This window comes from Cytobacillus sp. EB106-05-05-XG126, assembly GCF_058791715.1.
Genome location: NZ_JBYTDU010000001.1, coordinates 22,782 through 43,086 on the forward strand (window position 1 = coordinate 22,782; position 20,305 = coordinate 43,086).

Consider the following 20,305-nt stretch of genomic DNA (forward strand, 5'->3'; position numbering starts at 1 on the left):
CCGAACTTGCAAAAAGATAGGTAAAATGCAAATAGAAACCCGGAACCTGCAAATAGATGAGTAAATTTGCAAATAGACTAGCCAATCTTGCAAATAGATAGGTAATTACAAATAGATGAGCAAGCCTGCAAATAGACCAGCCGAAATTACAAATAGATGATCGAACTTGCAAATAGACCAGCCGAACTTGCAAAAAGATAGGTAAAATGCAAATAGAAACCCGGAACCTGCAAATAGATGAGTAAATTTGCAAATAGATCAACCAAACCTGCAAATAGGCCCACCCCACAAAAAGCAACCCACCCATTTACGTCTCCAGACCGAGACATAATCATCCTCTTTATTGGTCAAAAAAGGAAAAAATCATACTAAAATAAAGATCAGTACGGTATGATTAGAATAGTTTGAAAAGTTAGATAGAAGGAGGGTCACTATGCTTTCACAATCAGTCATTCATGATGTTATTACGGCAGCTCTGGCCACTGGCGGGGATTTTGCCGAAATATTTGTTGAGGATCGTTTCACCAATAGCCTTGCGCTTCAGGGCGGGAAAATCGAGAGCAGCTTATCAGGCCGGGATTACGGGATCGGCATTCGTCTGTTTAAGGGGCTGCAAAGTGTGTATGCTTACACAACGGATGGATCAAAGGAAGGTTTGCTGAAAGCTGCGGGCAATGCTGCCCAGGCGATCAGAGGAGAAAAAATCATTCAGCCCGCACAGCTGCAAAAGGAAATTATTCCGGCAGGGCATCCTATATCTCTGAATCCGCGCGAAGTGGAGAAGCTCCGCAAAGTAGATGTCATGAAAAAGGCATACGAAATTGCGAAAAACTATCACAGCAGCATCCAGCAGGTTACGGTCAGGTATTTGGATGAAGAACAGAATGTGCTGATTGCCAATTCGGAGGGTAAGTTTGTTGAAGACCGACGGGTGCGAAGCCGCCTTGCCATTCAGTCGATTGCGGCAGAAGGAAACCAAATGCAGCCTGGATTCTATGGACCTGGAGCCCATAAAGGCTTTGAATTTATGGAAAACCTGAACTTGGAGCATTACGCCAATGAAGCATCTCGCATCGCCGTTACGATGCTTGGGGCAGACCCTTGTCCAAGCGGGAAGTTCCCTGTGATTATCGATAATGAATTTGGCGGGGTTATTTTCCACGAAGCATGCGGACATGGCCTTGAAGCTACATCTGTAGCGAAGGAAAACTCTGTTTTTGCAAACCGGATCGGCGAAAAAGTGGCCTCGGATGTTGTTACATATATTGATGACGGCACGCTTGCCAATGAGTGGGGATCGATTACGATCGATGATGAAGGCGAAAAGGCGCGTAAAAATGTCCTGATTGAAAATGGAATTTTAAAAGGTTACTTGATTGATAAATTCGGCGGACGCAGGATGGGCATGGAATCGACGGGATCGGGAAGACGGCAGTCCTACCGCTTTGCACCGACTTCGAGAATGACCAATACGTACATTGCAAACGGCAAGTCCACTCCGGAAGAAATCGTCTCAAATACTGAGTACGGAATATATACCAAATACATGGGCGGCGGCCAGGTCAATACCACAACTGGCGATTACAACTTCGCCGTCATGGAGGCGTATCTCGTAAAAGACGGAAAAATCGGCAAACCGTTAAAAGGTGCTACTTTAATAGGGAATGGCCCGAAAACGCTCCAGCTGGTTGATATGGTGGGAAATAACCTGGACCATGGTGCCGGCATGTGCGGGTCACAGAGCGGAAGCATTCCTGTCAATGTTGGCCAGCCGATGATCCGCGTAAGCGAAATGACTGTTGGCGGAACAAAGGGAGGCGAATAATATGAACCTGCAGGAATTTAAGGAAAAGCTATTTCAGCTTGGCGGGCAGCATGGTTTTACAGATATGGAGCTTTATTATGAGAGAGAGGAAAAGTTCGCCTGCGAGCTTTTCAAAGGTGAAATTGATTCCTACGACACTTCCGAAGTGTTCGGAACCTCCTTCCGAGGCCTTTACGAAGGCAGGATGGGCTATGCTTTTACGGAGAAACTGGATGAGGAATCCCTGTCTTTTCTGATCGAGAATGCGAAGGAAAACTCTCAATTTATTGAGGATGAAGTACAGGAAGAAATCTTTGCCGGCAGCGATAAGTATGTGTCTGGAAGCTACTATTCAAGCAGTCTTGCGGAAGTTACGATTGCTGAAAAAATAAATTTGCTTAAGGAAATAGAAAAGCACATCTATGCCTATGATGAGCGGGTAACCGGAACCGATTATTTCATGGTTCGCAGCGGTGAAACAGAAAGAGTTCTTCTCAACAGCAAAGGGTTGAGCCTCAGCGAAAAGAGCAATCATGCCGGCATCTATGTATCGGTCATCGTAAAGCAGGGAGATCAGGTGAAAAATGGCGAATATTCCAAGTTTACGAGAGACTTTTCGATCTTGAATCCGGAGGAAATAGCCAGGCATGCAGCAGAAGAAGCATTATCACAGCTGGATGCCAGGAGTGCTGAAAGCAAAAACTATCCTGTCCTGCTGAGAAACGATGCAGCCGGCGCCCTGCTGCAGACATACATCCCGATTTTCTCAGCGGAAAACACCCAAAAAGGGCAATCGGCTCTAAAGGGGAAAACGGGTGAAAGCATTGCTGTGGCGTCATTGAATATCATAGATGATCCATTTTTAGAAGAAGGTCTGCTCAGTTCTAATTTTGACAGTGAAGGGGTTGCCACTGCCAGAAAAGATATTGTGAAAGACGGCAGGCTTATTACCTTGATGCATAACCGCAAAACAGCACAAAAAGATGGTGTGGAATCGACAGGCAATGCCTATAAAGCTTCTTATAAGGGAGCTTTGACGGTGGCTCCAACGAATCTTTACGTCAATCCATCCAATCAAAGCTATGATGAGCTGGTATCTTCGCTCTCAGAGGGCATCATCATAACCGAATTATCCGGCCTCCATTCCGGTGCCAATACCGTATCTGGTGATTTTTCCATTGCGGCTAACGGCTATTATGTCAGCGACGGAAAAGTGCAAAACGCCGTTAACCAAATGACGATTGCCGGAAACTTCTATGAGCTGTTAAATAATATTGAAGACATCGGTTCAGACCTGGAATTTTCGTTGGGCTTCATGGCCACAGGCTACATTGGCTCCCCATCTCTATTAATCAGGGAGCTGGCTGTGACTATTGAGTAAGTCAGCGAGCGCATCACTAAGTGGTGCGCTTTTTTGAAAAAATTTTCGCAGAAGGAAATTAAATGGGGGGACTATTTATGGTGAAGATTATCGAAGCAAAAATAGGCGACGCAGTAAAAATATTATCCATTCAAAAGCTGGCATATAGAAGTGAAGCAGAACTTTATGGAGATTTTAATATAGAGCCATTAAAGCAAACCGTCAGCGATGTTGAAAAAGCTTTTGAAGATTATCTAATTTTAAAATACATAGAAGACGGGGAACTAGTTGGTTCCGTTAGAGCATACCAAAAGGATGAAACATGTTATATAGGCAAATTAATGGTGCATCCAGACTTTCAGAATAAAGGTATTGGAAAAGCACTAATGAATGAAATCGAACGTCAGTTTAATGTGGAACGATTTGAATTATTTACCGGCAGCAAAAGCGAGAAAAATATTAGATTCTATGAAAAGCTCGGTTACGCGGGATATAAGACAGAAAAGCTGGAGAGAGAAGAAACTATATTTATTTTTATGGAGAAGTTAGCGAAAGCAGGCACAACTGCTTTTTAAGATTAAAAAGGAGGCCCCATCAATGAAAACCCTAGAAACCAGCCGCCTGATTTTGCGCAGCCTTACCCTTGATGATGCAGCCAGGGTAGAAGAATACGCAAGTGATTATGATGTGGCAAAAACGACATTAAATATTCCCCATCCTTATCCTGAAGGGGGAGCAAGGGAATTTATTACAAGTATTTTGGAAGCAGAGAGAAACGGTAAGATTGCGATTTTCGCTATTACGAGAAAAGAGGATAATGGCTTAATAGGACTCATCAATATTACAGGCACTAATGCAAATAGTAGGGCGGAAATCGGCTATTGGATCGGCAAGCCTTACTGGGGCAAAGGGTATGGTACAGAGGCTGCCAGGGCAGTTATTAAGTACGGATTTGAAGAACTGAACCATAACCGGATTTATGCACTTGCCTTTACGGACAATCCCGGATCATGGAGGATTATGGAGAAAACGGGGATGAAGCATGAAGGGATTTTGCGGCAGCATGCAATAAGAGATGGGAGGCCGGTGGATTTGACCTACTATGCCATTCTGCGTGAGGAATACACCGGGTAAGGGAGCCGCTGTTTGAATCGCACTCCACAATATGTTTCAATAGAAGCAAATCCTTTTTAATCATGGAGGTTCATGTGCGGATCATTGCTTCCCATCCTTTTTTTATAGTAAGCAGGAAGATCGACTGGAACCAGCAGCAATACATTGAACAGGAACTTTTTCTTCACTTATTTGAGGATCATATCCTGTCGCCATCAGAAAAGTTTCTCCTTGATGAAGTTTGGGATATGTCATACAGAAATTCCAGCTGCGAATTTGGTTTCCTCTATCTTCATACCAATCGGGGTGTGTTTTCTTTTCAAGTAAAGTCAGAGCCGAGTCACTTTATAAACCTGTATAGAGATCTTAAAAAGTAAAAGCCGGAATTGTCACGATTAACAATTCCGGCTCCATTATTATGCCTGCTCTGTCAGGCGTACAAGCATATGTGCGAGCTTATGCCTTTCTTTATCATCCCCGACCTTCCATAATTCCTTCAGCAGCTGTTCTTCACGGTTTTTTGGCTCCACATTTTCAGCGAGGTAGCCAGCCACTTTTTCTGCGGTTACGGCAAGCTGTTCCTCATTTAATCCCAGCTTTTTGCCAAGCTCAATTCGTTCCGCCAGATAGCTCTTAAATTCATCGAAGCTGCTTAAGATGTCCTCAGCTCGTTCATTCGACATCTTGTCCATTGCGCTCTTAATATTTTTTGTATCCAGTTCACCATCTTGTTTGATTACATGTTCTTGTTCATTCATTTTTGTAAACCTCCCATAGGATTGTTTTCTTATTAAATATCCTTTCAGAAGGAGAGTTAAACTCTTTTAGATTTCACTGGACGGTGTTTCCTGAACAGCTTTCAGTTTCCTGAATTTTACTTTTGATAAAATAACGCCAATTTCAAATAGCCCGATAAGAGGCACGAGGACAAGAATCTGTGAAAATAAATCAGGCGGTGTAATGAGAGCTGATACAACGGCCATGATCAAATAAGCATATTTTCGCATTGAGCTGAGCATAGCTGGGGTGACAACACCAATTGTTGTCAGAAACAATAACAGCAAAGGCACCTCAAACAAAAACCCAAAAGGAATGGTCGACATTAAAAGAAACGAAAAATACTCCCTGGCCGTGATCATCATCGCAAAATGTGATTCACCCAATAGCATTAAAAACTGATAAATAGCAGGGAATATAATAAAAAATCCGAAGCCAAGCCCGCCGATAAAGCTGAAAAGAATGGCCGGAAAAAACATTAGAGATACTCTGCTTTCTTTTTCCGTTAAAGCAGGCTTTACAAACAGCCAGATCTGATAGGAAATGAAAGGAAGCGAAAGCCCCAGGCTGATGCTTCCTGCAATTCCTGTGTACAGCTTAATGACATCCAGCGGTCCAAGCATAACCAGCTCATGATCGTTTGCGAGCATAGGGATCAGCCGGTTGATGAAAAACAGACATAGGGCAAAGCTGACAATAAAGAAAATCAGAGATCGAATCAGCACTTTTCTCAGGTCTGTTAAATGTTCTACAAGGGTTTGTTCGTCCATTTTCATTCTAAACCCTCCTGTTAAAGCGGTTTATCCTTCCGGTCAGCCGTTTCAATTGAACGTGTTTTTTGATCAGGTTCCTCATCATCGCTCATAATATCTCTGGCTGATTTTTTGAATTCTGATAAGGTCCTTCCAAATGCAGACCCGATCTCAGGAAGCTTTTTTGGCCCAAAGATAATTAAGGTTATAACCAGGATGATAATCAATCCGGGTATTCCAATGTTTGAAAGCCCCATGGAGTTCACTCCTTCTTGAAAAATTTCTTAAAAGGTAAGTTAGTATTAGCTTGAACTTCGAGAACTGTCCAGCTCCAGCGCCTACCCCCTCGAGGTCACAAGCTTGTCTAGTTGCGGCTCCTAGGGACTCGGGGTAATAAGCCGTTTCCTTTCAGAAGGAAAAACACCTTATTACAGGAACCGTCTTATGCCTGTCGTCCCTGGGCAGTCGCCTCCACATTTCCGACAATCCTCCCAAAAAGGCAAAGAACACCTTTCCGGGAAGCTCGTCTTGTGCTTGAGGCCCACAGGACAAGGAAGGCTTCGTCAGCATAAACATCGCACGACCAAAAGCGACAGCTTTTGGGAGGATGTGGGTCATGCAGACGTTGCCACAGGACAAGGAAAGCTACGACAGCGATACATCGCACGACCGAAAGCGGTAGCTTTTGGGAGGACGTGGCGTTCTTAGTCTGCGTTCCTTGGTGAGCAAGGCGCTTGCGCTTTTCTTATGCAAGCAGGCCGCCTTCTTTGCTGTATTTGATGATTCCTTCAGCAGCACGGTAGGCGAGTGCCCCAACAGTTCCTGTCGGATTATATCCTCCATTGTGAGGGAAAGCGGAAGCACCAACGACAAAGACATTCTCTGCATCCCACATTTGGAGATAGTTATTTACGGCTGATGTTTCTGGCTCAGCCCCCATGATGACACCGCCTGTATTATGTGTCGTCTGGTAAGGGACGATATCGTAATGCTCCAGCTGCTGCCTGTCGTTAATTTTTGATGGTCCCATTTCCTTCATGATGTTGTCTGTAATTTTTCCAATATAGTTATAAAGATTCTTATCCTGTTCCGTGAAATCGTAAGTCATACGAAGCAGCGGAAGCCCGTAAGCATCTTTATAAGAAGGATCCAGATCCATATAATTGTGCTGAACAGGCATGGATGCTCCCTGGGTGCCAATGCTTAAAGCCCGTGTGAAATACTTGATGGAATTCTCCTTAAACTTACTGCCCCATTTCGGTGTATCAGTCGGAACCATATTATATTGAATCGGACGGTATCCTGACTGGTTGATAGATATAGAGCCGCCATGAATAAAGCCAAGATCCGAGTGGTCAAAATTGTCTCCATTGTAATCATCCACAGTTGCACCGAGGGCACCGGCACCCATGAAGGTGTTAAATTGTTCTTCATCAAAAAAGCCCGCTGACCCGGGAAGGATCTGGTAGCAATAGTTCTTCCCGATCACCCCTGTGCCTGTATCAGGATTGTATGGACGTCCCAGTTTGGATGTCAGCAGCAGGCGGGTGTTATTCATGACATAGCTGGTCAGAATAACCATTTCAGCCGGCTGAATGAATTCTTCTTTTGTCTGGACATCCACATAGCGCACACCGGTTGCTTTTTTGCCGTCATGAATAATTTCCGTTACATTCGCAAAGTTCCGGATATCCACATTTCCAGTTTCTTTGGCAAACGGAATAACGGCTACGGTCGGATCAGCCTTAGCTCCGTATTCACACCCAAAGCGTTCGCAAAACGCACAATACTGGCATGGAGCCATCTTGGCGCCATATTGGTTTTCATAAGCCTCGCTCATATTGCCCGATGGCATTTGGTAAGGTTTCATTCCCAATGATTTCGCGGCTTTTTTAAATCTCGCTGTTATAGGGGTTTCCTTCATTGGAGGATTTGGGAACGGATCCGCTCTTTTTGGCCCCAGCTCACCTTCTTCTCCGCCAATACCTGCGGCTTTTTCAAACTCGAAGAAATAAGGCTCCAATTCATCGTATGTAATGCCCCAATCTTGTACTTGAAGACCTTTAATCTTAGCTTCGCCATATTTTTTAATCGTCTGTGACTTGATTTCAAAATCATAAGGCAGAAAACGGAAAGTATGCCCATTCCAGTGAACACCTGACCCGCCTAAGCCTTCGCCCAGCAAAAAGGAGCCAAGCTGGCGCATTGGAAGCGCCCGTTCCTTCCCGTGGTTGCGGAACGTGATCGTTTCTTTAGAAAGATCTTGCATTAATTCATAGCGTATCCCATAGCGCAGTTCATCATGGACCACATAGTAGTCCTTGACGCCGCGCTCTTTTCCACGCTCCAGGCCGACAACTTTTAATCCCTGTTTCCCAAGTTCAGCCGCAATGATTCCGCCTGCCCATCCGACTCCTACAACGACTGCATCCGTTTTTGGCAATGTTTTCGCCATGTTTACCACTTCCTTAAAAGATAGTACTATTTCGTATATGAATGGAGACTGTTCGGTTTAATTTTCACGAATTTTTCAGACTCAATTTGATTGATATAGCTCATTTGATGGCCAGGAAAGTCTTTCATTTTCCAGCCTTCCATATTTTTGTTTCCGGCATAGGCAGGATCTGCATATACACCTTCAATGGTGGCGGCCCGGAGAATATTAAAGAACGTCCTTGAAGTAACACCCCTGAGCTTCACTTTATCCTCTTCAAAGGCTGTAAGAATTTCATCCTGCTGTTCGCCCTCCAGTTCAGCAAATGGCTTCTTGAACTTTTCATTGCTGTAGGTCTGCAGGGCAGCAAGTCCGACATCAAATACTTCATGCCGTTTTAAAGGGGACTGGTAACCCTGAAAGTTCGACCCAGGAAAGAACGGGCCTTGCATATATTCCCTTGTATTGTTGCCCCATGAGCCCGCAAGCTGATGGTCGATAAAAAATGGAACATCCAAATCATTGGCACCAGGGCCATTTTCATCCTTAGGATAAATTCTCTCAACGGCTGCCTGCAGGATTCCGAATGTCTCGGGGTTTGTGAAATATAAAGGCGACTGCTGATAGGAAATCTGATCATGCCCGTTTGTATGGGCATTCTCTTCCGTTGCTGTACCGTCTTTGTTCATGTTTGCACCAATTAAGCCGCCAAGAATACCGCCTCCTACTAAACCGCCGGCAACTAACCCGGAATTGCGGATGAATCTCCTTCGCGACATGGTTGATTCTTGTTTTTGTTCATGTTCAGACATTTATATGGAAACCTCCTTTTATTTGCCATTATGGAGAAAAATATACTTGTCTAAACAGTTTGATAGGATTATTTTTTGGATTGTGAAAAGAAGAGAGGAGATAAGGGGGTTTTTATGGCATTAAAAAAGATGCAAACCGATTGGTCTGCACCTTTTTTAAGTCCGAATGACGGACAACCTGGAGATTACGATTTGCATAGGGCCGAACCGATTTTAAATATATCGGTTATAGACGAGAGTGCCTTTCGAACGCTCTGCAAACCCTCCCTGGTTTCTTGCAATGCCAATGACGAACCTTGAAGTCGCTGTTACGCTTTTCATCGTCAACCAGTCCCTTCCGTTTTGTTATTGGCCTTGCATTATTTGTTTACCCCGTGAACTTGTCTTAAAACCTGTTTATTTAAAAAATTGGAGTTTTTTTCTTTAATAGATAAAATGAAAGAAAGGGAGTGAAACACGATGAAAACGAAGAAAGAAATCCGTGAGTACATATGGAATTTTCTTGAGGAGAACAAGCTTGGCCGCTTTCCGTTTCCTTTAACGAATAGAATTCCCAATTTCAAGGGAGCTGAAAAAGCGGCTGCATTTGTTTTTACTATGCCTGAATATAAAGAGGCTAAGGTGATTAAGGTTAATCCTGATTCTCCGCAGCTGCCGGTCCGCACCCAAATTCTGAAAGATGGAAAGACATTGCTGGTTCCCACTCCACGGCTGAAAGCAGGCTTTATTATGGTAAAGCCGGAATGGGTACCTGCGGGGGAGGAGCGAAAAGCAGCGAGCCTTAAGCATATTCACTCATACGGAAAAGAAGTTCCCCTCACACAATTGCCGAAGATTGATTTGTTTTTTGCCGGATCTGTGGGGCTTCACCGGGATGGCCGGCGGGTCGGAAAAGGGGAGGGCTATGCTGACCGGGAGTATGCGATAATCAGGGAACTGGGGAATCCTGAAATTCCTGTGATTGGAACGGTTAACAGCGCCCAGGTGACAGAGGAAGATATCCCGAGGGATCCTTATGATCTGACTGTCGACTGGATTGCCACTGAAAAGGAACTGATCAAAACCAATACGCCCTATCCAAAACCAACCGGGATTCAATGGGATCTTGTAACGGAGAAGGAAATGGAAGAGATGCCGGTTTTGCGTGAAATATGGGAGATCACAAAAGGAAAGGCAGCCAAGTAATTGACTGCCTTTTAAGCTTTAACTTCGTCCATTTTCTTTAAAACATCATCAATCTTTGCGTGATTTTCAGGGGATTCATCAATATGATTCCATAAAATTTTTCCCTGTGGCGAGAAAAGCCATGTCCCGCCCTGAATGTAGACATCCTGAGTTTTCATGGATTTCATGACAAACTCCTTTTGTTTTTCATCCTTAGGGATAAAGCCGCCGACTTTTCCTGTAATAAACCCAAGTGCTGCTTTTGAAAGAAGCTTCCACTTTGGCATGGTTTTATGTCCCATTCCTCTATAAGCTTCCCGGGAAGGGTCGCCGAGGATCGGAAAAGGGAACGGACCGAATTGCCCAAGGAATTGACTGATAAAGGTTCCTTTCGAAGGTGCAATGACTATGACTTGAAATCCTTTAGCTTCTACTTCATTTATGCGCTCGCGCAACTGCGCAAGATATTCCCGGCAGACCGGTCAGCCAAGATGGCGGACAAAGACAGCCATTGTGTACTGGCTGCTGATGGCCTGTTCAAGGGTAATGTTTTTATCAGAGTTTTGGGTTTCTAAAATATATTCCATGAATATCCCGCCTTTCGGATTTACATCTGATCATACCTAATTCTCTTGAAGGAATAAAGAATTGCGGCTTGCACATAAAAAAACAGGAGTTCGCACTCCTGTTTAGTCCCGGCTCCCCAATATCCCAAAAATGCGAAGGATATTAATGAACAGGTTGATAAAATCAAGGTATAGGTTAAGAGCCATCAAAGGCACTTCTTCCGGTGACACTCCATACTGCTTCATGCGGTTGAAGTCGAATAGCACATATCCGCTGAACACTAGCACTCCGATGAAGGAGAACGCGAGCATCGCATTAGAGCTTAATGGCCAGATGAGACTGAAAATTCCAATCGCAATAAGTGCGAGCAATGCCGCCATCAGCATGCCGCCAAGGAAAGATAAGTCCCGCTTCGTTGTCGAAGCATAAACGGCTAAGCCTGTGAACACAACCGTTGTCGTCGCTAGTGCTGTTAAAACAGGGTTAGGTCCAATAGCAGCCAGGTAGTGGGCAACAATCGGGTAGGTCGTCATCCCTGAAATAAATGTAAATACATAAAGGAATGTATACCCAATAGCTTTTTTGCGGCGGAGCAGGAAAGCGAAAAGCAGCATTCCGAGTTCAAGAAGCATTAGGGGCAAAAACAGGACTGGAGGGATGAAAACACCCGCCATCGTTCCGGTAAATGCAATCCCCAATGATAAGGCAAACGCCCGTAAAACAGAGGGCAAATAACTGTTATTTGCGGTATGCTGTACATACATTTCTTCATTTCTCCTCTTTAATCATTTGTATATGTATATACGACTGAGCTATTATTTAAGTTTCATAAATTATTTATTTTTTAAAAGGTCTCTTATTTCAGTTAAAAGCTCCACATTTTTATCCACAGCTGGTGCCGGTGCTGCCTCTTCTTTCTTTTTGAAACGATTGTTAATAATCCTGATAAAGAGGAAAATGGAGAATGCCACGATGAAGAAATCCACCACATTCTGTATGAATAAACCATATTTGACCTCGGCGCTGCCGACTTTTATCATCAGATCGCTAAAGTCCACTCCGCCCATCAGCAATCCGACAAGCGGCATAATAATATCATCTACAAGGGAAGATACAATCTTTCCGAAGGCAGCTCCGATTACAACCCCAACTGCCAAATCCAGGACATTTCCCTTTAGGGCGAATTTTTTAAACTCATTCCACATAACAAGTCACCTTTCTTTGAAAAATTACCGTTATTATACTATGAAGAATGTATGAAAACCAGATAGAGAAAGCACCTATTGACAGAAACAGGCTTTTTCTCTATAGTAACTATGACAATTATATTTCTATTATTCCCGTGTGAGCGGGAGAGGTTCATAGCTTCACCCTCTATAAAAAACTATGGCTTTGATTATAATAATCAACCATATCCATGAGAGGATATGGTTTTATTTTTCAAGCTGTACTTTTCGGACCTCTCTTTAGGATCAGCGGGATCATATAAAGGGAGGCTATTTTTATGTCAGGAAGAAAAGATGAGGAATTAACGGATATTACATTATTGGGAAATCAGGGTACTAACTATCTTTTTGAATATTCGCCTGAGATTCTGGAGGCTTTTGATAATAAGCATCCAAACCGCGATTATTTTGTTAAGTTTAATTGTCCTGAGTTTACGAGCCTTTGTCCGAAAACAGGCCAGCCGGATTTTGCGACCATCTATATCAGCTATATTCCGGATCAAAAGATGGTAGAGAGCAAGTCGTTAAAGCTATATCTTTTCAGCTTCAGAAATCATGGCGATTTCCATGAGGATTGCATGAACATCATTATGAATGATCTTATCGAATTAATGGATCCCCGCTATATTGAGGTTTGGGGGAAATTCACACCACGTGGCGGAATCTCCATCGATCCGTATTGCAACTACGGAAAGCCGGGTACGAAATATGAAAAAATGGCCGATTACCGCTTGATGAACCATGATCTATATCCAGAGACGATTGACAATCGTTAAGAACATAGCTTGCTTAAAGTTCATTTTTAAAATAATATCAAAAAAGGCAGAGGAATCTGCTTTTTTTGTTGCAGAAAATATACATAAGTGGGATTATATTTAGGGAATATTCTGTATTTTAATAGAGCAGTACAATAATAAAGCTCTGAAAGGGGACATAATGAAGAAAAGCATACATAAAAAAGATCCTCGCTTTAAAGTAGCAGAGAAAGAAGCGTGGATTGGCATTGGTCTCGTACTCTTTAATTTTATTTGGTGGTATGGGTTTGCCTATGGGCTGGGGTCCGAACCTGCCGATGAGTATACATTCATCATGGGCCTGCCTGCCTGGTTTTTCTGGAGCTGTGTAGCCGGATTTGTCGTCATGGTGATACTGGTATCAGCAGCTGTGAAATTCCTGTTTAAGGAAGTTACGTTCGAAGAAAACGGGGAAGGGGGAGAATCCGAATGAACTGGCAGGTCATTGCTCCTCTTATCTTCTTTTTAATCATTATTTTTCTGGTGGGTTTATGGTCCAGCAGGAAGATTGATACGAGCAGTTCGTTTCTGCAGGATTATTTTCTTGGAGGAAGGCAGCTGGGCGGTTTTATTCTGGCCATGACCATGATTGCCACCTACGGAAGTGCCAGCAGTTTCATTGGGGGTCCTGGTGTTGCATACACACAGGGGCTTGGCTGGGTACTGCTTGCCATGTCACAGGTTGTTACTGGTTATTTCGTCCTCATGGTTCTGGGGAAAAAATTTGCAATTACAGCAAGAAAGTATAATGCTGTAACACTCATCGATTTTCTGAAAGAAAGATATAACAGCAAATGGGTTGTCTGGCTATCCTCTCTCAGCATCATTATTTTCCTGTTTTCCGCCATGGCTGCCCAATGGGTTGGCGGAGCAAGATTAATTGAATCACTGACAGGATTAAGCTATTTATCGGCTTTGTTTATTTTCGCAGCTTCTGTCATGGTCTATGTTGTCATAGGCGGTTTCCGGGCTGTTGCCGTAACGGATGCCGTCCAGGGCGGGATAATGTTTATCGGAACCATGATCCTTCTGGTTGCTGTTATTGTGGCAGGTGGAGGAATACCGAATATTGTCAGCGATCTGTCTTCAGAGAACCCGAATCTGATTACACCGTTTGGCTTTGATGGCGGATTGACCCCTTTATATGTATCCTCATTCTGGATTCTGGTTGGAGTTGGGGTTGTAGGTCTTCCTCAGGTTGCAGTAAGGGCCATGTCTTATAAAAATGCCAGAGCCATGCATAGGGCCATTATCATTGGAACAATCGTGGTCGGCTTTATCATGCTTGGCATGCATTTAATTGGCGTGTTTGCCCGGCCGATTCTTCCCGGAATTGAGGTGGGGGATAAAGTTATGCCGATGATTGCCATGGAAGTCCTTCCACCATGGCTTGCGGGAATTGTGCTGGCTGCACCGATGGCTGCCATTATGTCAACTGTGGATTCCCTGCTCCTTCTGGTCAGCTCGGCGATTGTTAAAGATGTGTATATTAATTACATTAAACCTGATGCTGAAGAAAGCACGGTTAAGAAAATGAGTTTTGCAGTCACAGCCCTGCTGGGGGTTCTGGTATGCATCATGGCGCTCAGTCCGCCCGATTTGCTGATCTGGCTGAATCTCTTTTCTTTTGGAGGACTGGAAGCAGCATTCATATGGCCTGTTGTGCTGGGCCTTTATTGGGCGAAGGGAAATAAATATGGTGCAGTGGCCTCCATGATAACCGGAACGGCTTCCTATATTTTATTCCATACTTTTTATCCCAATGCTTTAGGCATGAATACAGTCGTATTGCCTATTGCTTTATCACTGGCCGCATATATAGCGGTAAGTCTATTTACCGAAAAAACAGCACCTGCGGCAGCAGAAATTTAACCAAAAGGCCCCGGAGAGGTATTCCGGGGCCTTTCGTATTAACCGGCAAAGTGCCTATAGATCAGGCCCTCTTCACTATAATCAAACGTTTGATTGAAGCAGGAGAAGAGTCATATATTAAGGATAAGGGAGGAAACATGGGTTTTTGTAAAAAAATGAGCATATTGATAGGTTTGTAGAAACGATCCCTATTTGTTACACTTAATTAGTTGAAACGTAATTGTAACATTTGACTTAAAATGGAAATGTTTTTTAACATTAGGGAGACTATAATGAAAAATTTTATAAATATGATCATGATTGCCATGCTGTCATCCGTTATAGCAGGCTGTTCAAGTGAAATAAATGCATCTTTAAATACAGAAGAAATAAAACTGGAAAAAGAAGATAAAGTGGAAGCAGAAGATAATATATCAGTACAAGAGGATGGTAAAGATAAAAAAGATACGGTTTGGCTTGAACGCAAGTCACTATTCCAGATTGACGCAGCAGACGGGATCATGAAATATACGGTTTACCTTTTTTCGGAAGACGAAAGAAGAACCATTCTGGAAGAGGACAGTGCGAAAGGAAAGAAAGGCGATTCCTATTTTACAGGACATTATTCAGTATACCTGGCTTTGAAGGGGTCAAAAGAGGCGTATAAACAAGCAGCTCTAAATGACAGTTCTGAAATGTCCTTTAATCCTTCAAAGGAACAGGTTTACACCCAGAAAATGAGGAATAAAACCATCATCTCGATCTTTCAGTCCAAGGGGGAAAACTTAGTCAAGGGCCAGCTGCTGGCGATTAAGGACGGAGAAGTGCAAAGAATCAGTACGGAAAAAGACATGACCACTACCTCCAAAGCGAAAATAAAAACTATTAATCAAAAATATCTTCAAACTGCCCAAAAAAAGAGTGACGGATGGGTTATTTCAACATGGCTTTTTAATGAGGAAGCCCATTCAATGAGCCTGCACGACCAAATCGAGCTTTCAGAAGAAGATCATTCTGAAATCGACTGGATGAACCTGTGGCTGAAAAAGGAAGCCCTTTACTATCCTTTTAAAAACCTGGCACTCAGTGGGGATGCCATTGAGAAAGCAAAACAGGGAATCCCCCTCGGAAGTCCATTTCCGATTGGCACAAACATATCTGAAATTAAAAAGTCAGATCCAAACTTTGTTGAAGAGGGGTTTGAAGGTGGAAGCCCTTTTGTGATGTACCCTGAAATTACCTATTATTATGAACGGGAAACGGGGAACGTAACAGCTATTTCCATTCCTGGACAGCGGGTGAGAACGTCAATGGACGAGATTACTGCCATGTTTGGCACTCCAGCGGAGGTTAGGGAAGAGAAGCTGTCAGGTGAAACCATCTCCACCTACCCGGCAGATAAATATTCCATCGATATGATTTCTGATTTAGAAGGAAACGTTAGTGAAATCGTATTAAGAAAAACAAAAAATCATGCGGGTCAATGACCGCATGATTTTTTATAGTCATGAAAGGGCGCTTCCGCTTTAAAATGCCCAATCACCTTTTCTGAATACAGGTTCAGCGCTGCCATCTTCAGTGATTCCGTCGATATCCATTTCAGCGGAACCGATCATGAAATCAACATGTGTTAAGCTTTCGTTCAAGCCGTTTTCACCCAGTTCTTCACTGGACATTTTCTTGCCGCCTTCAATACAGAATGCATACGCACTGCCGATGGCAAGGTGGTTTGAAGCATTTTCATCAAATAAAGTATTATAGAAAAGCAGATTGGACTTGGAAATTGGCGAGTTGAAAGGAACCAGTGCCACTTCACCAAGATAGTGGGAGCCTTCATCTGTCTCAACAAGCTGCTTGAGGATTTCTTCTCCTTCTTCAGCTTTCACATCTACAATCCGGCCGTTTTCAAATGTCAGGCTGAAGTTATCGATGATGTTTCCGCCATAGCTTAACGGCTTTGTGCTGGAAACTGTACCGTTCACACCTGTCTTGTATGGTACTGTGAACACTTCTTCAGTCGGCATGTTTGCCATGAATTCGTGTCCCTGTTCATTCACACTGCCTGCCCCGACCCATAAATGGCCTTTTGGAAGCTCGATTGTCAGGTCTGTGCCTGGAGCTTTATAATGAAGCTTCTGATAACGCTTGCTGTTTAAGTAATCCACTTTTTCATGAAGTGTTTCGTCATGCTTTTTCCAGGCTTCAACCGGGTTATCCAAGTCAGCGCGAGTGGCTTTGAAAATAGCGTCCCAAAGCATTTCCACTCTGGATTCCTCCGGAGCTTCAGGAAATACCATGTTTGCCCATGCCTGAGATGGAGCTGCGATAACTGTCCAGCTCACTTTATCAGACTGGATGAATTTGCGGTATTTTGCAAGCGCCTGTCCGGCTGCTTTCTGGAAGCTTGCGATTCGCTCTGATTTCACGCCTTTCAGCAAATCAGGGCTGGCTGAAACGATTGACATGAATGCCGCACCCTTTTCAGCTAAATCTTCGACTTCCTTCGCACGCCATTCCGGGTATTCCGAGAAAGACTCATCCGGTGCCAAATCGTACTTTGTGCGTGTGACCGCATCATCGCTCCAGTTCACAACAACGTTATGAGCTCCTGCTTCATATGCCTTTTTCACAATAGTGCGAACCAGTTCAGCTGAATCAAGTGTTGTGTTAATAACCAGCGTCTGCCCCTTTTGTACATTTACGCCGACCTTCACTGCAAGCTCTGCGTATTTCTCTAAATTCGTTTGAAATTGACTCATTATGTATTCTCCTTTTGTCAGAATCTTCATTTTCATTGTAGCTGTTCTGTCCGGAAAAAGAAACCTGTTGAACTGAAAATCATGCTGCAGAACTTCCGGGCTCCATCTCCGGGCGGAGACATATTAAAAAGGAATCTTAAACAGATTCCTTTTTTGCATGAAATGCTTTATTCCCCTCAGGCAAAGCAAACATCAGCCAATACAAAAACGCACTTATAACAGCCAGTAGCGCCAGTATAAAGAATGTCCAGTCATAACCGATCCAGACTGTAAGCGGTATGGAGATAGGCGCAATGGTTTTTCCGACTGTAAATCGAAGGGAGGCAGCTGCAAAGTACTGACCTCGCATATGATCGGGAGCAATCTTTGATACAAAACTCTGCTGGAGGCCAGCAGTCATTAATTCGCCCATAGTGAAAACGGCCATTGCCAGAATTAATCCCCATATCCATTGAGTTTGTCCAAACATGATGATGGCTGCCGCATACGTAAGAGATGATAAGATAAAGACATTCCTTTCCTTGTACTTTATCATCATTTTGGTGACAGCCACGGTAAATAAGGCGACAAGGAAGCCATTCTCGGACAGCAGAATGCCAAAAGCCTGTTCCCCCTGAACGGTAAAGGACCAGTCCATCCATTTAAAAAGCTGCTGGTTATGAATCACTTCGTTTGTATAGACAGGTATTAACAGATCAAGCTGCATAAAAGTCTGTGCAGCCAAAACACCTGCTATGATAAAAAGGAGAAAGGTCCTGTCCCTGAAGATAATGCCATAATCTTTGGTCTGCTTTATTAAAACATGATGCCATTTACTGTTTTCACTTGATCCATGTATCTGCGGGGGTAAAGTTTCCCTTGTCCATCGGTATAGGATGAAAGCTAACAGAATACAGATTATGCCTGCGGCCATAAGAAGCTGAAAACGGTAATGGACATAGAAAATGGCTCCTAAAATGGGACCCACCACAACCGCAATATTAATAGAAGTGTAAAAAATAGCAAATACCTGGCTTCTGTCTTTTTCCTTCACCACATCGGCAACCATTGCCTGGCTTGCCGGCCAATAAAATGAGCCAAATATTCCCACAAAAGCAAAGCATATAAAACCAATCACGGGAGAATCCAGCCAGGGTGAACTGGCAAATCCAAAAATCATAAATGAAAGTCCCTGACCGAAAGCAGAAAGAACCATCATTTTTTTGCGGCCAAAGCGGTCAGCTGTATAACCGCCCATTAAGTTGGCAAGCACGGAGAATACCTGAGAAAAAATGAGCAATAAACCAGCCTTGTCTTTTCCGAATTCATCCGCGAAATAAATCGTTAAAAACGGGAAGAACATCCAGAATGTAATATTCATAAGCGCTTCCCCAAATAATCTTACTTTTAGATTCTTATCCCAATCTTTTAATTTCATGCTGCGTCCCCATCTTCAATCTCAGAATAACGCTATCATACTACCAAATTCAGAAGAAACACAAGAAGACTTTTTGTTCAAAAAAGCCAAACCTTGATTAAGGTTTGGCTTTTCATATCAATAGACAAAAAACATCAAAACAGTGGTAACTATGCCCACCCATATGGCCAGCAATGCACAGTAGCCCATAATATGACGAATATGAAGGCCGACTACACTTAAAATAGGAAGTGCCCAGAAAGGCTGGATCAGGTTCGTCCAGGCATCTCCCCAGCCTACAGCCATAGCGGTAATGGCGGGATCCACACCCAGCTGCAGCCCGGCAGGAACTTGAAGCGGCCCCTGCAAAGCCCACTGCCCGCCGCCTGAAGGGGCAAGAATATTGACGATTCCAGCTGCCCAATAGGTGAAAATATCAAAGGTATCTTTACTTGCTATGGACGCCATTCCATTGATTATAGACTCTGCTAACCCGGAGCTGCCAAGAACGGCGATGATTCCGGCGTAAAACGGAAATTGCAGAATGATAGGGGATATGGCAGAACCCGCTTCTTTAAAGGCATTTGCGTACTGTACAAGCGATTTGTGAAGGATGAGCCCCAGGGATAGAAAGGTAATATTGATAATATTTAAATCAAGGTCACGCCCGTTTATGAACTCGAAAATGACATAGATTAAACCGATTAATCCGGTAACGATGCCGAGAAAAGGTGTTCTTTCAAGCTTTCCGGCGGGCGTTTCTAAAATTTCCTGCTGCTCAGCTTCCTGCTTGGATGCTTTAGGGGGTACGTAGGATATAATGTCTTTTTTGGGTGCCATCAGCACGATAAAAACCGGCATTGTAACAATAAGGGCAATTAATATTGCGATTGTTCCGGGATGAAAGATGGTCTCTGAAGTTGGAATCACCCCAGCAATATCCTCCAGAAAGTGACCCTTTGTCGCAACAGTCAAACCAATTGAACTCGATAAGCCGGCTGTATATAGAGCAGTAGGTGCATAGGCTGCAGCCACTAATAGAGGGAAGTGTGCGTTCTGATTTCTTTTTCCGACTTCACGGGCAATAATGGCGCCAACGACAACAGCAAGGCCCCAGTTAATATAATAAGCAGCAGAAGAAACAAGAAAAGTCAGTACGTAGGCCTGATTGGCTGTCTTCGCTTTGGAGGAAAGCTTTTCAAGTATACGCTGTACAGAAGGAACAGAAGCAAGCGCCATGCCTGTCATCAAGAGAAGCACCATTTGCATGGTAAAAGCAAGGTATACCCAGAAGCCGTCACCAAATGATTTAAACAGCTGGGCAGGTTCAGAAGGCTTCATGAAAAATCCGGCTATGAATACAAACAGAGTCATTAGTACAGCAATGACAAAGGCGTCAGGGAGATACCTTTCCACAAGCTTGGAGAAACGGTCTGCCATTCTGGTTAACATCCTGTCACTCTCCTTTCAGTATTAGTACATGCTATGGAGAGGAC

At 43.6% G+C, this 20,305-nt stretch carries 21 protein-coding genes and 1 riboswitch; of the genes, 9 read left to right on the forward strand and 12 right to left on the reverse strand.

Translation table 11 applies throughout. The annotated features are described in order from the left end of the window. Positions 1-307 (reverse strand): hypothetical protein (locus AC3WTL_RS00125; RefSeq protein WP_492368737.1); only part of this gene is annotated, 307 nt, incomplete at its 3' end. Positions 308-433: 126 nt separating this feature from the next. Between AC3WTL_RS00125 and AC3WTL_RS00130 the strand changes: the two genes are divergently transcribed. The 4 genes from AC3WTL_RS00130 (at position 434) to AC3WTL_RS00145 (ending at position 4,298) form a co-directional block, all read left to right on the forward strand. Continuing rightward, positions 434-1,825, forward strand: a complete 1,392-nt coding sequence (locus AC3WTL_RS00130; protein ID WP_492368738.1) for a TldD/PmbA family protein — start codon at positions 434-436, stop codon at positions 1,823-1,825. Position 1,826: 1 nt separating this feature from the next. Next, the gene (locus AC3WTL_RS00135; RefSeq protein WP_492368739.1) at positions 1,827-3,185 is read left to right on the forward strand and encodes a TldD/PmbA family protein; all 1,359 of its coding nucleotides are present in this window, start codon (positions 1,827-1,829) and stop codon (positions 3,183-3,185) included. A 77-nt stretch (positions 3,186-3,262) separates the two neighbouring features. Next, positions 3,263-3,739, forward strand: coding sequence for a GNAT family N-acetyltransferase (locus AC3WTL_RS00140; RefSeq protein WP_248348825.1), 477 nt, complete (start codon positions 3,263-3,265; stop codon positions 3,737-3,739). 22 nt (positions 3,740-3,761) lie between these two features. Then, a complete protein-coding gene (locus AC3WTL_RS00145) occupies positions 3,762-4,298 on the forward strand; it encodes a GNAT family N-acetyltransferase (RefSeq protein WP_248348813.1) in 537 nt (178 codons plus the stop codon). Positions 4,299-4,693: 395 nt separating this feature from the next. Here the strand turns inward: AC3WTL_RS00145 and AC3WTL_RS00150 are convergent, their stop codons facing one another. The 5 genes from AC3WTL_RS00150 to AC3WTL_RS00170 all read right to left on the reverse strand — a co-directional run bounded on the left by AC3WTL_RS00150 (position 4,694) and on the right by AC3WTL_RS00170 (position 9,052). Next, a complete protein-coding gene (locus AC3WTL_RS00150; RefSeq protein WP_048010509.1) occupies positions 4,694-5,035 on the reverse strand; it encodes a DUF3243 domain-containing protein in 342 nt (113 codons plus the stop codon). 66 nt (positions 5,036-5,101) lie between these two features. Beyond that, the gene (gene tatC, locus AC3WTL_RS00155) at positions 5,102-5,830 is read right to left on the reverse strand and encodes a twin-arginine translocase subunit TatC (RefSeq protein ID WP_222498561.1); all 729 of its coding nucleotides are present in this window, start codon (positions 5,828-5,830) and stop codon (positions 5,102-5,104) included. A 14-nt stretch (positions 5,831-5,844) separates the two neighbouring features. Continuing rightward, the gene (gene tatA / locus AC3WTL_RS00160) at positions 5,845-6,063 is read right to left on the reverse strand and encodes a twin-arginine translocase TatA/TatE family subunit (protein ID WP_197214377.1); all 219 of its coding nucleotides are present in this window, start codon (positions 6,061-6,063) and stop codon (positions 5,845-5,847) included. 488 nt (positions 6,064-6,551) lie between these two features. Then, the gene (locus tag AC3WTL_RS00165; RefSeq protein WP_248348811.1) at positions 6,552-8,261 is read right to left on the reverse strand and encodes a GMC family oxidoreductase; all 1,710 of its coding nucleotides are present in this window, start codon (positions 8,259-8,261) and stop codon (positions 6,552-6,554) included. Positions 8,262-8,287: 26 nt separating this feature from the next. Next, complete coding sequence (locus tag AC3WTL_RS00170; RefSeq protein WP_248348809.1) at positions 8,288-9,052, reverse strand: gluconate 2-dehydrogenase subunit 3 family protein; 765 nt, start codon at positions 9,050-9,052, stop codon at positions 8,288-8,290. A gap of 459 nt (positions 9,053-9,511) precedes the next feature. Here AC3WTL_RS00170 and AC3WTL_RS00175 point away from each other — a divergent pair, with 459 nt between their 5' ends. After that, on the forward strand, positions 9,512-10,237 hold the full coding sequence (locus tag AC3WTL_RS00175) for a 5-formyltetrahydrofolate cyclo-ligase (protein ID WP_248348807.1): 726 nt from the start codon (positions 9,512-9,514) through the stop codon (positions 10,235-10,237). Between the two features lie 11 nt (positions 10,238-10,248). Here the strand turns inward: AC3WTL_RS00175 and AC3WTL_RS00180 are convergent, their stop codons facing one another. From AC3WTL_RS00180 to mscL, 3 genes are all read right to left on the reverse strand, one after another. Then, positions 10,249-10,671, reverse strand: a complete 423-nt coding sequence (locus AC3WTL_RS00180; RefSeq protein ID WP_222498570.1) for an AhpC/TSA family protein — start codon at positions 10,669-10,671, stop codon at positions 10,249-10,251. Positions 10,672-10,905: 234 nt separating this feature from the next. Then, positions 10,906-11,547, reverse strand: coding sequence for a Bax inhibitor-1 family protein (locus AC3WTL_RS00185; protein ID WP_248348805.1), 642 nt, complete (start codon positions 11,545-11,547; stop codon positions 10,906-10,908). 69 nt (positions 11,548-11,616) lie between these two features. Then, positions 11,617-11,988 (reverse strand): large conductance mechanosensitive channel protein MscL, encoded by a 372-nt coding sequence (gene mscL / locus AC3WTL_RS00190; RefSeq protein ID WP_248348803.1) that lies wholly within the window; start codon positions 11,986-11,988, stop codon positions 11,617-11,619. Positions 11,989-12,131: 143 nt separating this feature from the next. Beyond that, a riboswitch (PreQ1 riboswitch) is annotated at positions 12,132-12,177 on the forward strand. A gap of 110 nt (positions 12,178-12,287) precedes the next feature. Between mscL and queF the strand changes: the two genes are divergently transcribed. The 4 genes from queF (at position 12,288) to AC3WTL_RS00210 (ending at position 16,141) form a co-directional block, all read left to right on the forward strand. After that, entirely contained in the window at positions 12,288-12,785 is a 498-nt protein-coding gene (gene queF / locus AC3WTL_RS00195) for a preQ(1) synthase (RefSeq protein ID WP_095244376.1), read from the forward strand. Between the two features lie 160 nt (positions 12,786-12,945). Continuing rightward, on the forward strand, positions 12,946-13,236 hold the full coding sequence (locus AC3WTL_RS00200; protein WP_248348801.1) for a YhdT family protein: 291 nt from the start codon (positions 12,946-12,948) through the stop codon (positions 13,234-13,236). Beyond that, complete coding sequence (panF, locus tag AC3WTL_RS00205; protein ID WP_048010521.1) at positions 13,233-14,675, forward strand: sodium/pantothenate symporter; 1,443 nt, start codon at positions 13,233-13,235, stop codon at positions 14,673-14,675. The genes AC3WTL_RS00200 and panF overlap by 4 nt, the downstream gene beginning before the upstream one ends. A gap of 272 nt (positions 14,676-14,947) precedes the next feature. Next, the gene (locus AC3WTL_RS00210; protein WP_252221024.1) at positions 14,948-16,141 is read left to right on the forward strand and encodes a hypothetical protein; all 1,194 of its coding nucleotides are present in this window, start codon (positions 14,948-14,950) and stop codon (positions 16,139-16,141) included. A gap of 39 nt (positions 16,142-16,180) precedes the next feature. Here the strand turns inward: AC3WTL_RS00210 and AC3WTL_RS00215 are convergent, their stop codons facing one another. The 3 genes from AC3WTL_RS00215 to AC3WTL_RS00225 form a co-directional block, all read right to left on the reverse strand. Further along, complete coding sequence (locus AC3WTL_RS00215) at positions 16,181-17,413, reverse strand: aminopeptidase (RefSeq protein WP_095244380.1); 1,233 nt, start codon at positions 17,411-17,413, stop codon at positions 16,181-16,183. Between the two features lie 136 nt (positions 17,414-17,549). Further along, positions 17,550-18,830: an MDR family MFS transporter gene (locus tag AC3WTL_RS00220; RefSeq protein ID WP_252221025.1), complete on the reverse strand. Its 1,281-nt coding sequence runs from the start codon at positions 18,828-18,830 to the stop codon at positions 17,550-17,552. A gap of 117 nt (positions 18,831-18,947) precedes the next feature. After that, entirely contained in the window at positions 18,948-20,261 is a 1,314-nt protein-coding gene (locus tag AC3WTL_RS00225; protein WP_222498582.1) for a short-chain fatty acid transporter, read from the reverse strand. Between the last annotated feature and the right edge of the window lie 44 nt (positions 20,262-20,305).

What these genes read in the sequence shown, in the direction of transcription:
- AC3WTL_RS00200 (WP_248348801.1), top strand. Translation starts at nt 12,946, where the DNA reads ATGAAGAAAAGCATACATAAAAAAGATCCTCGCTTTAAAGTAGCAGAG.
- AC3WTL_RS00225 (WP_222498582.1), bottom strand. Translation starts at nt 20,261, where the DNA reads ATGTTAACCAGAATGGCAGACCGTTTCTCCAAGCTTGTGGAAAGGTAT.
- AC3WTL_RS00175 (WP_248348807.1), top strand. Translation starts at nt 9,512, where the DNA reads ATGAAAACGAAGAAAGAAATCCGTGAGTACATATGGAATTTTCTTGAG.
- AC3WTL_RS00215 (WP_095244380.1), bottom strand. Translation starts at nt 17,413, where the DNA reads ATGAGTCAATTTCAAACGAATTTAGAGAAATACGCAGAGCTTGCAGTG.
- panF (WP_048010521.1), top strand. Translation starts at nt 13,233, where the DNA reads ATGAACTGGCAGGTCATTGCTCCTCTTATCTTCTTTTTAATCATTATT.
- queF (WP_095244376.1), top strand. Translation starts at nt 12,288, where the DNA reads ATGTCAGGAAGAAAAGATGAGGAATTAACGGATATTACATTATTGGGA.
- AC3WTL_RS00150 (WP_048010509.1), bottom strand. Translation starts at nt 5,035, where the DNA reads ATGAATGAACAAGAACATGTAATCAAACAAGATGGTGAACTGGATACA.
- AC3WTL_RS00145 (WP_248348813.1), top strand. Translation starts at nt 3,762, where the DNA reads ATGAAAACCCTAGAAACCAGCCGCCTGATTTTGCGCAGCCTTACCCTT.
- AC3WTL_RS00220 (WP_252221025.1), bottom strand. Translation starts at nt 18,830, where the DNA reads ATGAAATTAAAAGATTGGGATAAGAATCTAAAAGTAAGATTATTTGGG.
- tatC (WP_222498561.1), bottom strand. Translation starts at nt 5,830, where the DNA reads ATGAAAATGGACGAACAAACCCTTGTAGAACATTTAACAGACCTGAGA.
- AC3WTL_RS00135 (WP_492368739.1), top strand. Translation starts at nt 1,827, where the DNA reads ATGAACCTGCAGGAATTTAAGGAAAAGCTATTTCAGCTTGGCGGGCAG.
- tatA (WP_197214377.1), bottom strand. Translation starts at nt 6,063, where the DNA reads ATGGGGCTTTCAAACATTGGAATACCCGGATTGATTATCATCCTGGTT.
- AC3WTL_RS00130 (WP_492368738.1), top strand. Translation starts at nt 434, where the DNA reads ATGCTTTCACAATCAGTCATTCATGATGTTATTACGGCAGCTCTGGCC.
- AC3WTL_RS00210 (WP_252221024.1), top strand. Translation starts at nt 14,948, where the DNA reads ATGAAAAATTTTATAAATATGATCATGATTGCCATGCTGTCATCCGTT.
- AC3WTL_RS00185 (WP_248348805.1), bottom strand. Translation starts at nt 11,547, where the DNA reads ATGTATGTACAGCATACCGCAAATAACAGTTATTTGCCCTCTGTTTTA.
- AC3WTL_RS00165 (WP_248348811.1), bottom strand. Translation starts at nt 8,261, where the DNA reads ATGGCGAAAACATTGCCAAAAACGGATGCAGTCGTTGTAGGAGTCGGA.
- AC3WTL_RS00140 (WP_248348825.1), top strand. Translation starts at nt 3,263, where the DNA reads ATGGTGAAGATTATCGAAGCAAAAATAGGCGACGCAGTAAAAATATTA.
- AC3WTL_RS00170 (WP_248348809.1), bottom strand. Translation starts at nt 9,052, where the DNA reads ATGTCTGAACATGAACAAAAACAAGAATCAACCATGTCGCGAAGGAGA.
- mscL (WP_248348803.1), bottom strand. Translation starts at nt 11,988, where the DNA reads ATGTGGAATGAGTTTAAAAAATTCGCCCTAAAGGGAAATGTCCTGGAT.